This window comes from Streptacidiphilus sp. PB12-B1b, assembly GCF_014084125.1.
GTDB lineage: Bacteria > Actinomycetota > Actinomycetes > Streptomycetales > Streptomycetaceae > Streptacidiphilus.
In genome coordinates this window covers 2,323,289-2,335,265 of record NZ_CP048405.1, presented here as the reverse complement: position 1 = coordinate 2,335,265, position 11,977 = coordinate 2,323,289, and the positions used below count along the sequence as shown (strand labels likewise).

The 11,977-nt window shown below is 76.5% G+C and carries 11 protein-coding genes; 3 read left to right on the top strand and 8 right to left on the bottom strand.

Translation table 11 applies throughout. The annotated features are described in order from the left end of the window. Nucleotides 1-43: 43 nt before the first annotated feature. Nucleotides 44-565: a hypothetical protein gene (locus tag GXW83_RS10540; protein ID WP_182442812.1), complete on the bottom strand. Its 522-nt coding sequence runs from the start codon at nucleotides 563-565 to the stop codon at nucleotides 44-46. Between the two features lie 185 nt (nucleotides 566-750). On the opposite strand from GXW83_RS10540, the gene GXW83_RS10535 reads away from it, so the two are divergent. After that, a complete protein-coding gene (locus tag GXW83_RS10535; protein ID WP_182442811.1) occupies nucleotides 751-978 on the top strand; it encodes a DUF2277 domain-containing protein in 228 nt (75 codons plus the stop codon). Here the strand turns inward: GXW83_RS10535 and GXW83_RS10530 are convergent. Further along, nucleotides 975-2,360: a DUF2254 domain-containing protein gene (locus tag GXW83_RS10530; protein ID WP_182442810.1), complete on the bottom strand. Its 1,386-nt coding sequence runs from the start codon at nucleotides 2,358-2,360 to the stop codon at nucleotides 975-977. The genes GXW83_RS10535 and GXW83_RS10530 overlap by 4 nt on opposite strands. Nucleotides 2,361-2,558: 198 nt before the next feature. Between GXW83_RS10530 and GXW83_RS10525 the strand changes: the two genes are divergently transcribed. Further along, the gene (locus tag GXW83_RS10525) at nucleotides 2,559-3,275 is read left to right on the top strand and encodes a DUF5995 family protein (RefSeq protein WP_182442809.1); all 717 of its coding nucleotides are present in this window, start codon (nucleotides 2,559-2,561) and stop codon (nucleotides 3,273-3,275) included. A 19-nt stretch (nucleotides 3,276-3,294) separates the two neighbouring features. Here the strand turns inward: GXW83_RS10525 and GXW83_RS10520 are convergent, their stop codons facing one another. From GXW83_RS10520 to def, 5 genes are all read right to left on the bottom strand, one after another. Continuing rightward, nucleotides 3,295-4,755 (bottom strand): GuaB1 family IMP dehydrogenase-related protein, encoded by a 1,461-nt coding sequence (locus GXW83_RS10520; protein WP_182442808.1) that lies wholly within the window; start codon nucleotides 4,753-4,755, stop codon nucleotides 3,295-3,297. Nucleotides 4,756-4,997: 242 nt separating this feature from the next. Next, entirely contained in the window at nucleotides 4,998-5,684 is a 687-nt protein-coding gene (gene rpe / locus GXW83_RS10515) for a ribulose-phosphate 3-epimerase (protein ID WP_182442807.1), read from the bottom strand. A gap of 75 nt (nucleotides 5,685-5,759) precedes the next feature. Continuing rightward, nucleotides 5,760-7,220 carry an RsmB/NOP family class I SAM-dependent RNA methyltransferase gene (locus GXW83_RS10510; RefSeq protein WP_182442806.1) on the bottom strand — a complete coding sequence of 487 codons (1,461 nt, stop codon included), beginning with the start codon at nucleotides 7,218-7,220 and terminating at the stop codon, nucleotides 5,760-5,762. Nucleotides 7,221-7,334: 114 nt separating this feature from the next. After that, nucleotides 7,335-8,261 carry a methionyl-tRNA formyltransferase gene (fmt, locus tag GXW83_RS10505; protein ID WP_182442805.1) on the bottom strand — a complete coding sequence of 309 codons (927 nt, stop codon included), beginning with the start codon at nucleotides 8,259-8,261 and terminating at the stop codon, nucleotides 7,335-7,337. Nucleotides 8,262-8,335: 74 nt separating this feature from the next. Continuing rightward, nucleotides 8,336-8,884: a peptide deformylase gene (gene def, locus GXW83_RS10500; RefSeq protein WP_182447216.1), complete on the bottom strand. Its 549-nt coding sequence runs from the start codon at nucleotides 8,882-8,884 to the stop codon at nucleotides 8,336-8,338. Between the two features lie 242 nt (nucleotides 8,885-9,126). Here def and GXW83_RS10495 point away from each other — a divergent pair, with 242 nt between their 5' ends. Next, nucleotides 9,127-9,753, top strand: a complete 627-nt coding sequence (locus tag GXW83_RS10495) for a hypothetical protein (protein ID WP_182442804.1) — start codon at nucleotides 9,127-9,129, stop codon at nucleotides 9,751-9,753. Nucleotides 9,754-9,806: 53 nt separating this feature from the next. On the opposite strand, the gene GXW83_RS10490 is transcribed toward GXW83_RS10495, so the two are convergent. After that, entirely contained in the window at nucleotides 9,807-11,936 is a 2,130-nt protein-coding gene (locus GXW83_RS10490; protein WP_182442803.1) for a primosomal protein N', read from the bottom strand. Between the last annotated feature and the right edge of the window lie 41 nt (nucleotides 11,937-11,977).

Sequence of the window (11,977 nt, the reverse complement as noted above, 5' to 3'; positions counted from 1 at the left end):
AGACCGGCCGTCAGTTCCGGTAGGCGTCAGTTCCGGTAGGCCGTCAGTTCCAGAAGGCGGAGTGCGTGCGCGGCGGCGGCACCGGGCGGAACGGCTCCAGCGACGCCCGGCGCAGTCCCGCGGCGACCGCCGGGGCGCGCAGCCGCGCCCCGGCGGCCCGCAGGTGCGGGGCGAGCGCCGCCAGCAGCCCGCCCGCCAGTCCGGCCGCGACCAGCAGCCCCAGCCGGGTCGCGTCCAGGGCACCGTCCCAGCCCAGCACGCCCGAGCGGTGCACCACGAAGCCGTCCCAGAACAGCCAGAACACCGGGCCGACCACCAGGCTCGGGCCGGGTCGGCCCAGGCAGCCGACCGCCAGCGCGGCAGCGGCCAGCAGCGCCGGGGCCACCGTCTGCGCGAACACCGGGTCGCGGCTGCCGCCGACCACCGCGAGCAGCATCGAGAGCGGCGCGGCCACCGCGAAGGCGACCACCAGCAGCAGCGGGGCGCCCAGCGCCGCCCGCCGCCCGACCGGCGCGGAGACGGTCCCGGCGCCACCCGCGCCGGTTCCGAGGAGTACGTCCTGCATGGGAGCCTCCGCATCGCTCGTTCTGACCACTTCCCTCCATCACAGACCGTGGCGCGTCCGGCGGCGGCCGCGTTGACGGGCTCCATACACCCGGGGCGCCGATCCATACGCGTTCTTGTCGCGTTCCGCGCGGGCGTCCCACACACGCGTTCCGCACGGGCGCGGGCGCGCGGCACACTGGAACCATGTGCCGCAGCATCAAGACCCTCCGCCCCCCGGTGACGCCCTCGGTCCAGGACGAGGACATCCGCGCCGCAGCGCTCCAGTACGTCCGCAAGGTCTCCGGCTTCCGGGCCCCGGCCGCCCACAACCGGGACGCCTTCGAGGAGGCGGTGGACGCCGTGGCCGAGGCCACCCGCCGACTGCTGGACGAGTTGGTGGTCCGGGGCGCCCCGGCCGGGCGCGCCGGCTAACCCTGCGCGCCGGGCAGCCCCGCCGCGCCGGGGGCCGGGCTCGGGGGCCGGTCGGTCCCGGCCTCGGAGCCCAGGCCCTGCGCGTCCGGGTGGCCGGCCAGGCGGCGGTCCAGCGCCTGGCTCCAGTGCCTGCCCGCCTTGTCGTCCAGGGCGGCCAGCCGCACCCGCAGCGCGACGGCCTGGTCCGCCGAGCAGAGCCAGGCCAGCCGTTCGAACAGGGCCCGCAGCCGCCGTTGCACCTGCATGCTGTCGGCGGAGAAGTGCCGGATCTCGTCGGTCCCGGCGCAGACGTAGTCGGCCCAGGTCCGGACCGGGAGCCGCAGCAGGGCGTCGCCGACCAGGCCGGAGCCGGAGGGGGCGAGCGGCTGCAGCAGCACCAGCAGATCCTCGATGTGGTCGACCGCCTGCACCGCCCGGGTCGGGTCGTTGACGGCGGGCGACAGCGCCTTCAGCGCGACGTCGACCAGGGTGCGCAGCGCCCCGGCCGGGTCGGCCTCCGGGCTGTAGCACTCGGCGAACAGCAGGCAGCCCAGCAGCCGTCGGGCGTCGACCCGGTCGGCCGGGCCGTGGACCAGGAACACGGTGCTGCGCAGCGCCACGAAGTCACCCGGGCAGGCGCACAGCTCCAGACCGACGCCCCACTCCGCGGCCAGCCGCCGCAGCCGCGCCTCGTTGCAGGCCAGCAGCACCTGGCCGGTGCGCGGGGAGTGGTCCAGGGTGATCTCGACCGGGTCGGGGTCGGACGGCGGCAGCGGGCCGGTGACCGGCGGCCGCAGCCGGCCGACGGCGCGCCGCCCCTGCCCGGCGACCCAGCGCAGCAGCGCGCTGGAGTTCAGCACCTGTCCGACCCGGGCCACCACGGCGAAGAACAGGCAGGCGCAGACCACGGTCAGGCCCAGCGCGAAGAAGGTCGACAGCACCGGCCGGTAGTCGGACTGCCGGACGGCCAGCCGGATCGCAATCAGCAGGGAGTACAGGAAGGTGGCCATGAAGGTGCCGGTCGCCCAGCGCATCACCCGGTCCTGCTGGAGCATCGGCACCACCCGTACCGACAACTGGGTGGCGCCGTACTGCATGGCCAGGGTGGTCGCGGTGAACACCAGGCCGGTCAGGGTGATCATGCCGCCGGCGATGGCGCCGAGCAGCGCGGCCATGCCGCCGCTGTCCAGCAGCGGGAACAGCTTCTCGCCGTACCGCTGCTCCAGGTGGTGCAGCGAGCGGTCCAGCGCGGGCAGGGCCCAGGAGAGCAGCAGCGCGCAGCCGAGCAGGGTCACCGGCAGTGTCCAGACCTTGCGCTGGCGCAGCCTGCGGCGGTCGCGGCGCCACTGCGAGCGCGCGCCGGGCGGTGCGCGCCGGGGCGTCCGGCCGAGCGGCGCGCTCACCGGGCGGGCCTTCCGCCGCCGTTCCGCGCCCTGCCGAGACCCAGGCCCACTGCCGTACCCCCCGCGCCGGTCCCGATATGTCCCACCATCACACTATTCGGGATCCGGGGCCGTGGACGGCGGCCCGGCCGTGCCCCGGCCCGCCGGTCCCCCGTCCGGCGGATCGCCGCCGGCGTCGGGAACGGCCACCCTTGATCCATGACCACCAGCACCCTGCCCGCCGCCGGGACCGGCGAGGTCGCCGCCGAGGTCGCCGATGTCGCCGGACGCCTGCGGCAGCTGCTCACCGGGCTGCCGCCGCAGGACGGGGTGGCGGTGTTCGGCCGGGTCTACCTGACCGTCACCGAGGCGGTGCGGGCGCACCTGTCGTGCGGCGACGTCTTCCGGACCCCGGCCGACATCGCCCGGCTGGACGTCCTCTTCGCCGGGCGCTTCCTGGACGCCCTGGCGCCCGACCAGGCCCCGCCCTCCTGCTGGCGTCCGCTGCTGGAGCTGCGGCTGCACCCGGGCATCCGGCCGCTGCAGTACGCGCTGGCGGGGATGAACGCCCACATCGAGCACGACCTGCCGCTGGCCGTGCTGGACACCTGCGCCGCGCTGGGCTGCCCGCCCGCCGAGCTGTCCGGCGACTTCCACCGGGTCAACGACGTGCTGGCGCAGGTCGAGGAGCAGGTCAGGGAGCGGCTGCTGCCCTCGCTGGAGGAGCTGGACGTCAGCGATCCGCTGCTGCACCTGGTCAGCGCCTGGAGCATCGACCGCGCCCGGGACGCCGCCTGGGCCAGCGCCCTGACGCTGTGGGAGCTGCGCGACCGCCCGGTCGCGCTGTCGGCCGCGACCGACGCGCTGACCGGAGCCACCGGCCTGGTGTGCCGCTGCCTGCTCACCCCCCTCGGCGACCTGCGCGGACGGCGGTGAGCAGGCAGCGGGCCGGGTGCTACCAGCTGGCGTGCAGCGGCTTGCCCTCGGCGTAGCCGGCCGCGCTCTGGACGCCGACGACGGCCTTGTCGTGGAAGTCCTCCAGCGAGTGCGCGCCCGCGTAGGTGCAGGAGCTGCGGACCCCGGCGACGATCGAGTCGATCAGGTCCTCCACGCCCGGGCGGGCCGGGTCGAGGAACATCCGCGAGGTGGAGATGCCCTCCTCGAACAGCGCCTTGCGGGCCCGGTCGTAGGAGGACTCGTCGGAGGTGCGGTTGCGCACCGCGCGGGCGGAGGCCATGCCGAAGCTCTCCTTGTACTGGCGGCCGTCGGCGGTGGTCTGCAGGTCGCCGGGCGACTCGTAGGTGCCGGCGAACCAGGAGCCGATCATCACGTTGGAGGCGCCGGCGGCCAGGGCCATGGCGACGTCGCGCGGGTGCCGGACCCCGCCGTCGGCCCAGACGTGGCGGCCCAGGCGGCGGGCCTCGGCGGCGCACTCCAGCACGGCGGAGAACTGCGGGCGGCCGACGCCGGTCATCATCCGGGTGGTGCACATGGCGCCCGGCCCGACGCCGACCTTGAGGATGTCGGCCCCGGCCTCGACCAGGTCGCGCACCCCGGCGGCGGCGACGACGTTCCCGGCCACGATCGGCACCTGCGGGTCCAGGCCGCGCACCGCCTTCAGCGCGCTGATCATGGACTCCTGGTGGCCGTGCGCGGTGTCCACGATCAGCACGTCCGCCCCGGCCTCCAGCAGCGCCTTGGCCTTGCCGGCCACGTCGCCGTTGATGCCGACGGTCGCCGCGATCCGCAGCCTGCCGTTGGCGTCCACCGCGGGCGTGTACAGGGTGGCGCGCAGCGCGTTCTTGCGGGTGAGCAGGCCGACCAGCTCGCCCTTGGCGTCCACCACCGGCGCCAGCTTGCGGTGCGCCTCGCTGAGCCGCTCGAACGCCTCGCGCGGGGCCAGGGCCTCCTCCAGCAGCAGCAGATCGCGGGACATCACCTGCGCGAGGCTGGTGAAGCGGTCCACGCCCTGGCAGTCGGACTCGGTGACCACGCCGACCGGCTTGCCGTCCTCGACCACGACCAGCGCGCCGTGCGCCCGCTTGGGCAGCAGCGACAGGGCGTCGGCGACGGTCGCGCCCGGGTCCAGGGTGATCGCGGTGTCCACCACCAGGTGGCGCCGCTTGACCCAGTCGACGACGTCGGAGACGACCTCGATCGGGATGTCCTGCGGGATGGCGACCAGGCCGCCGCGGCGGGCCACGGTCTCGGCCATCCGGCGGCCGGCGATGGCGGTCATGTTGGCGACCACCAGCGGGATGGTGGTGCCGGTGCCGTCGTTGGAGCTGAGGTCCACGGCCTGGCGGGAGCCCACGGAGGAACGGCTCGGCACCATGAACACGTCGTCGTAGGTCAGGTCGTACGGCACCGCGGGGCGCTCGTCGTAGCTGCCGGTCTGGGGGTTCAAGAAGCGCATGAAGGGTGGGGGCTCTCTGCGAGTGGCGGGACCTCGGATGCGGTCGGGGACGCACGTCAGAGCGACCCGAACCCAACGTTCGATTGTCGTACACCCGGCGGAAAGGTGCCAGCTCAGCGGCGCATCCTGCAGGTACGCACAGTCGTCCGGCCCGACCCGCCGACCGGGCTCGTAGCTTCCTACAAGCCCGGCCGGGCGGCGCGGTTCGGGCGCGGCGGCGGCGCAGGTCAGGGCGGCGCAGGTCAGCCCGGGCGGACCCAGGGGGCGCGCTCGGTGGCGGCGCGGGCCTGCTCGCGCAGGGCGCGCACGGCCTCGGCCGGGTCGTCCGCGCCGTAGACGGCCGAGCCGGCGACGAACACGTCGGCCCCGGCGTCGGCGCAGCGCTCGATGGTGTCGGCGGACACCCCGCCGTCGATCTGCAGCCACAGCGCCAGGCCGTGCCGGTCGAGCAGCTGCCGGGTCCGGCGGATCTTCGGCAGCACGACGTCCAGGAAGGACTGGCCGCCGAAGCCGGGCTCGACCGTCATCAGCAGCACCATGTCCAGCTCGGGCAGCAGGTCCTCGTACGGCTCGATCGGGGTGGCCGGCTTCAGCGCCATGGACGCCCGCGCGCCCAGCGACCGCAGCTGCCGGGCGAGCCGGATCGGGGCGGCCGCGGCCTCCACGTGGAAGGTCACCGAACCGGCCCCGGCCTCGGCGTACTGCGGGGCCCAGCGGTCCGGGTCCTCGATCATCAGGTGGCAGTCCAGCGGGATGTCCGTGGCCTTGCGCAGCGACTCGACGACCGGCAGGCCCAGGGTGAGGTTGGGCACGAAGTGGTTGTCCATGACGTCCACGTGCAGCCAGTCGGCGCCGCGCACCGCCTCGGCCTCCTCGGCGAGGCGGGCGAAGTCCGCGGACAGGATGCTGGGGCTGATCTGAGGGCTCATGCGGCCAGTATCCCGCGCGGCCCGCCCGGCGCCCGGCCCGGCCCCGCCCAGCCCCGCCGGGCCCGCCCCGCCGGTTCAGCCCTTCTTGCGCAGCAGCGCCAGGTACATCGCGTCGGTGCCGTGCAGGTGCGGCCACAGCTGCACGTCGGGGCCCTCGCCCAGGCCGGGCAGGCCCGGCAGCAGCGGCCGGGCGTCGATCCACTCCAGGTCGTCCCGCTCCCGCATGACGTCCTGGACCACCACCCGGGTCTCCGCCAGGTGCGGCGAGCAGGTCGCGTAGCAGACCACGCCGCCGGGGCGGGCCGCCTCTGCCGCCGAGCGCAGCAGCCCGCGCTGGAGCGGGCCGAAGGCCGCCACGTCCTGCGCGCTGCGGCGCCAGCGCGACTCCGGCCGCCGCCGCAGCGCGCCCAGACCGCTGCACGGGACGTCCACCAGCACCCGGTCGAAGCTCCCCGGACGCCAGGCCGGGCGCAGCCCGTCGGCGGTGACCACGGCGTACGGGCCGGGGTTGCCGTCCAGGGCGCGGGCCACCAGCGCGGCCCGGTGCGGCTGCGCCTCGGAGGCCACCAGCGCCGCGCCGCGCTCCGCGGCGAGGGCGGCGAGCAGGGCGGCCTTGCCGCCGGGCCCGGCGCAGGCGTCCAGCCACAGGCCGTCGCGGCCCGCCAGCGGGGCGGCCGCCAGCGCGGTCGCCACCAGCTGACTGCCCTCGTCCTGGACCCCGGCGCGGTTCTCCCGCACCGCCTCGACCAGGCCCGGCTCGCCGCCCTCGACCAGCCGCACCGCGTACGGCGACCAGCGCCCCGGCTCGGTCTCCTGCTCGGGCAGCGAGGCCCGCAGCTCGCGGGCGGTGGAGCGGCCCGGGCGGGCGACCAGGGTCACCGCGGGCCGCTCGTTGTCGGCGGCGAGCAGCTCGGTGACGGCGGCACGGCCGCAGTGCTGCGGCTGCCAGACGCCGAGGGAGTCCCACAGCGCGGAGACCACCCAGCGCGGATGCGAGTACCGGACCGCCAGGTGGTCCTCGGCGTCGTCCTCGTACGGCGGGGCGACCTGCTCCAGCCAGGTGTCCAGGTCCTGGGTGGAGATCTTGCGCATGACCGCGTTGACGAACTTGGCCCGGCCGTCGCCCAGCACCACCCGGGCCAGCTCCACCGTCGCGGAGACGGCGGCGTGCGGCGGGATGCGGGTGGCCAGCAGCTGGTGCGCGCCCAGCGACAGCACGTCCAGGACCGGCGGGTCCAGCTTGCTCAGCGGACGGTCGATGCAGGCGCCGATGATCGCGTCGTAGCTGCCGCGCAGCCGCAGCGTGCCGTAGACCAGCTCGGTGGCGAAGGCGGCGTCGCGGCGCTCGAAGCCCTCCTGCCGCTCGGCCTTGCGCAGCAGCGACGGCAGGATCAGGTTGGCGTAGGCGTCGCGCTCGTCGACCGCGCGGAGCGCCTGGAAGGCGACCATCCGGGCCGGGTCCTTCTTCGGCCTGCGGTGCGGGCGCGGGGCCCTGCGGGCGGCGGGGGCGCCGTCGGGGGCGGTGGGTGTGCTCATGGCGGACCTCACGACAAAGTGCTGGCGTTGGCTATGGCGGGGGCGGCCGGACGCGGCCCTGCCCTCGCCGCAATCCTCCCCCGCCCGCCCGCCCCGCACCAAACCGGCGCCGCGCTAGCCCAGGCGCTCGCCGGGCTCCAGGCGGGAGCCGCGGGCCCAGTCGCCCGCCGCCATCATCTTCTTGCCCTGCGGCTGGACGTCGCCCAGCTCCACCTCGTGGCTGCCGGTGCCGACCCGCACGGTGTTCCTGGCCACCGCCACCTCGCCCGGGGCCAGCTCCGAGCGGCCCACCGCGAGCCGCACCGGGCCCAGCTTCAGCCGCTCGCCGCGGAACAGCGTCCAGGCGCCGGGAGCGGGGGTGCAGCCGCGCACCACCCGGTCCACCCGCAGCGCGGGGGCGTTCCAGTCCACCCGGGCGTCCTCCACCGCGATCTTGGGGGCCAGGCTCACCCCGTCCGCGGGCTGCGGGCGCGCCTCCAGTCCGCCGTCCTCGATGCCGTCCATGGTCGCCACCAGCAGCCGCGCGCCGGAGCGCGACAGCCGCTCCAGCAGGTCGCCGCTGGTGTCGTCGAAGCGCACCTGCTCGGTGACGGTGCCGTAGACCGGGCCCGAGTCCAGGCCCTCCTCGATCAGGAACGTGGACGCCCCGGTGACCTCGTCCCCGGCCAGCACCGCGTGCTGCACCGGGGCCGCGCCGCGCCACGCGGGCAGCAGCGAGAAGTGCAGGTTCACCCAGCCCAGCCGGGGCACGTCCAGCGCGGCCCGGGGCAGCAGCGCGCCGTACGCCACCACCGGGCAGCAGTCCGGGGCGATCTCCGCCAGCCGGGCCAGGAACTCGGGCTCGCGCGGGCGCCCCGGCTTCAGCACCTCGATCCCGGCCTCCTCCGCCCGCTGCGCGACCGGGCTGGCCACCAGCCTGCGCCCGCGCCCGGCGGGGGCGTCCGGGCGGGTGACGACGGCGGCCACCTCGTGCCGCGACTCGATCAGCGCCTCCAGCGCGGGCAGGGCGACCTCGGGGGTTCCGGCGAAAACAAGCTTCATACGGTGCGTGGCCTCTCGGGCGGGGTGCGGGCGGGACGTGGGGGTGCGGGCGGTGCGGCCTGCGAGGATGCAGGCTAGAGCGCCCGGCCGAAGGTGCTGTGCGGGGAGACCTTCACCTGCGGCGGCGCGCCCTCGCCGGCCCAGTCGGCCTCGCGGATCGCGCGCAGCGCGGCCTTGCGCTGCTCCCGGTCGAGCCGGTCGATGAAGATGACCCCGTCGAGGTGGTCGGTCTCGTGCTGGATGCAGCGGGCCAGCCGCTGCGTGCCCTCGATCCGGACCGGGTCGCCGTACTCGTTGAAGCCCTTGGCGACCACGCCGAAGGCGCGGCGGCAGTCGAAGGTGAGCCCGGGCAGCGAGAGGCAGCCCTCGGGGCCGTCCTGCTCGTCCTCGGTCAGGTCCAGCACCGGGTTGATCAGATGACCGGTCACGCCCTCGACGTGGTAGGTGAAGACCCGCAGCGAGACCCCGATCTGCGGGGCGGCCAGGCCCGCGCCGGGCGCGTCCTTCATGGTCTCGGTCAGGTCCCGGACCAGCGTCCGCAGCTCCTTGTCGAAGACGGTCACCGGCTGTGCGGTGAGGCGCAGTACGGGATCGCCGAAGAAACGGATGGGCTGGATCGCCACGTGCGGGCTCCCGTCGGTCTGGCTCAGGTCAGCTGGCGGCGTGCAGGGGCTGGAGGCGTGCAGGGGGACGTCGTGCACCGGCCGAACAGTCTACCGAGCGCATCGGCTCCCCTCGGCCGTTCGCGCACGTACGCCCGCTCAGCCGATGGTGTGCCACCGCGCGTCCCCGCCGTGACCCGACGGGCACTTGTGCCGTTGGTCAAGGCAGATTGACCGCCGGTTTCGAAAGGCTGAACTTCATCATGGCCGAACACGCCACTCACGACGCCCGCGCCAGGGCCAGCCTGCACCTGCTGGTGCGGGACATCGAGCGGGTGCGCCGCCAGGTGGACGCCCTGCGCACGCTCACCGCCCAGCTCGGCAACGTCTACCGGCCACGCCGCCCGACCACCGCGGCGGGCTTCGTCGTCTACGGCCGCGCCCCCGCGCCGACCGTACGGCTCGCCCAGGAGCTGCGCGACAGCGTCGAGGGCCTGGTCGCGGCGGCGGTCGAGTTCGACCGCTCGCTGGGCTTCTCCTGGGATTCCGTCGGCTCCGCCCTGGGCGTCACCAAGCAGGCCGTGCACCGGCGCTACGGCGTCCGGCGGGGCAACCCGGAGAGCGAGCAGGTCGCCGGGCAGCGCACGGCCGGGGACGCCCTGGCCGAGGTGCTGGCCGGAGCCGCCGGGCAGTCGGCCGGGCAGCCCGGCACCGCGCCGGGCGCCGGTACCGGTGCGGGACAGGCCGCCGAAGGCGCGGTCGGCGTCCCCGGCGGCCTGTCCCGCACCGTGCCCGCCGCCCGGCGCGAGCCCTCCGGGGCGACGGCGGCGGCCGCGGGCGCGGCCGGTGCGGTCCGCCAGCCGGCCGGCCCCACCACCGAGGGCCGCTGACCGCAGGCGCCGCCCGGGCCCACGGGCCGCCGTCGGCCGGTCCGGCCCCGGCGTCAGCCGATGTCGAGCGGGTCGATCCGGATGCGTACCGGATCGGTCTGCTTGCGGGCCAGCCGTGCCGCGTACGCCGCCTTCACCGCCGCCGCCAGCGCCGCCCCCCGGCCCGGGGCCACCCGCAGCAGCACCCGCTCGGTCCGCTCCTGCGGTCCCGCGGCGGGCCCCGCCCCCGGCGTCCCGGCCTCCACCTCGACCGGCCCAAGCACGTCGGCGCCCTGCGGCAGCCGGATCAGCGACAGCAGATCCGCCACCGCCGCCGGGCTGCCGGTCAGCGACGCCATCCGGGAGACCGGCGGAAAGCCCAGCTCGGCCCGCTCGGCCAGCTCGGTGTCGGCGAAGCCCGCCGGGTCCCAGCGCACCAGCGCCTGCACCGGGCGCAGCGTCGGCTCGGCCACGACCACCACCCGGCCGCCGTCCTGCTGCGGGCGGACCAGCGCCGCCGCGCCCAGCCACCGGCGCAACGCCTCCTCACCGGCCCGCAGGTCGGGACGGTTCAGCAGGGCCCAGGCGTCCAGCAGCAGCGCGGCCGCATAGCCGCCCTCGGCGACCGGCTCGGCCCCCGGGGTGGACACCACCAGCGCCGGGGCGCCGGGGACCGACGCCAGCACGCCGTCCCGGCCGGAGGTGCGCACCGGCACCGAGGGGAACGCCCGGCCCAGCTCCTCCGCCGTCCGCCGGGCGCCCACCACCTGCGCCCGCAGCCGGGTGGAGCCGCACTCGGGGCAGCGCCAGGCCCCCTCCGGACGCCCGCACCAGCCGCAGTGCAGCACGCTGTCCGCGCCCCGGGCCTCCAGCGGCCCCGCGCAGTGCCCGCAGCGCGCCCGCTCCCGGCAGCGCGCGCAGGCCAGCCGGGGCACGTAGCCGCGCCGGGGCACCTGCACCAGCACCGGGCCCTGCTCCAGCGCCTCGCGCGCGGTCCGCCAGGCCAGCGTCGGCAGCCGGGCCGCGTGCGCCGCGCCGTCGGACGCCAGCTCCTGGTCGCCGACGGTGCGGACCAGCGGCGCCGAGCGCCGCAGCTGCTCGCGCTCCGGCGCCAGCGCCCCGGCCCAGCCGGTGCGCAGCAGCTGCGCCGACTCCACGCTCACCGCGAAGCCGCCGATCAGCGCCGCCGCCCCGGCCTCGGCCGCGCGCAGCAGCAGGACGTCCCGGGCGTGCGGGAAGGGCACGTGCCGGTCGCTGTAGCCGCTGTCGCCGTCGTCCCACACGGCGACCAGGCCCAGCTGTGCCAGCGGGGCGAACATGGCCGCGCGGGTGCCGACCACCGCCCGCACCGAGCCCCGGCTGACGGCCAGCCAGCGCCGGTAGCGCTCTCGCGGGCCCAGCTCGGCGGTGAGCGCCACATGGTGCCCGGAGCCGAGCAGCTCCAGCAGCGCGGCGTCGAGCCGGGCCGCCGCCCTGCCGTCCGGCACCAGCGCCAGCGCGCTCCGGCCGGACGCCAGGGCGGCCGCGACCGCCCGGGCCAGCTCCTGCGGCCAGCCGTCGCCGGGCAGCGCCGTCCACACCGCGCGCGGCGAGCCGCCGGAGGCCAGCGCCGCCAGGAACTCCGGGCCCTGCGGGTAGCGCGCCCAGCCGCCGGGGGCGGGCGGCTCCGGCGCGGGCAGCGGATCGGCGGCGGGCTCGGCCTCGGGCTTGTTGTGCTTGGGCGGGATGGCCAGCTGCAGCACGTCCGCCAGCGGCCCGGCGTAGCGGTCGGCCACCGACCGGCACAGCCGCAGCAGCTCCGGGCTGAGCACCGGCTCCGGGCTGAGCACCTGCGCCAGCGGCGCCAGCGGCCCGGGGAAGTCGCTCTCGGCCAGCCGCTCGACCACGTAGCCGTCGATCAGCGTCCCGCCTTCGCGCCGGCCCTGGCCCTTGACCACCCGCCCGCCGAAGCGCACCCGCACCCGTACGCCGGGCTGCGCCGCCTGGTCCAGGCGCGCCGGGACGGAGTAGTCGAAGAAGCGGTCGAGGTGGGAGAGGCCCTTGTCGACGACGACCCGGGCGACCGGCAGCCGCCCGGCGGTGGCCGCCGCCCGGGGCCGGGCCTTGGCCTTCCGCAGCTCGGCGCGGACCAGCTCCAGCTGCACGGCGGGGCCTTCCCCTGGTGGAGCCGGTGGCGGTGCGGGAGTGGGGTCGGTGGCGGCCATCGGGTACCAGTCCTATCAGAGCGGGCCGACATTCCTGATGC

Coding starts and splice junctions, on each gene's coding strand:
- GXW83_RS10540 (WP_182442812.1), bottom strand. CDS start 565: ATGCAGGACGTACTCCTCGGAACCGGCGCGGGTGGCGCCGGGACCGTC.
- GXW83_RS10535 (WP_182442811.1), top strand. CDS start 751: ATGTGCCGCAGCATCAAGACCCTCCGCCCCCCGGTGACGCCCTCGGTC.
- GXW83_RS10525 (WP_182442809.1), top strand. CDS start 2,559: ATGACCACCAGCACCCTGCCCGCCGCCGGGACCGGCGAGGTCGCCGCC.
- GXW83_RS10520 (WP_182442808.1), bottom strand. CDS start 4,755: ATGCGCTTCTTGAACCCCCAGACCGGCAGCTACGACGAGCGCCCCGCG.
- rpe (WP_182442807.1), bottom strand. CDS start 5,684: ATGAGCCCTCAGATCAGCCCCAGCATCCTGTCCGCGGACTTCGCCCGC.
- GXW83_RS10510 (WP_182442806.1), bottom strand. CDS start 7,220: ATGAGCACACCCACCGCCCCCGACGGCGCCCCCGCCGCCCGCAGGGCC.
- fmt (WP_182442805.1), bottom strand. CDS start 8,261: ATGAAGCTTGTTTTCGCCGGAACCCCCGAGGTCGCCCTGCCCGCGCTG.
- GXW83_RS10495 (WP_182442804.1), top strand. CDS start 9,127: ATGGCCGAACACGCCACTCACGACGCCCGCGCCAGGGCCAGCCTGCAC.
- GXW83_RS10490 (WP_182442803.1), bottom strand. CDS start 11,936: ATGGCCGCCACCGACCCCACTCCCGCACCGCCACCGGCTCCACCAGGG.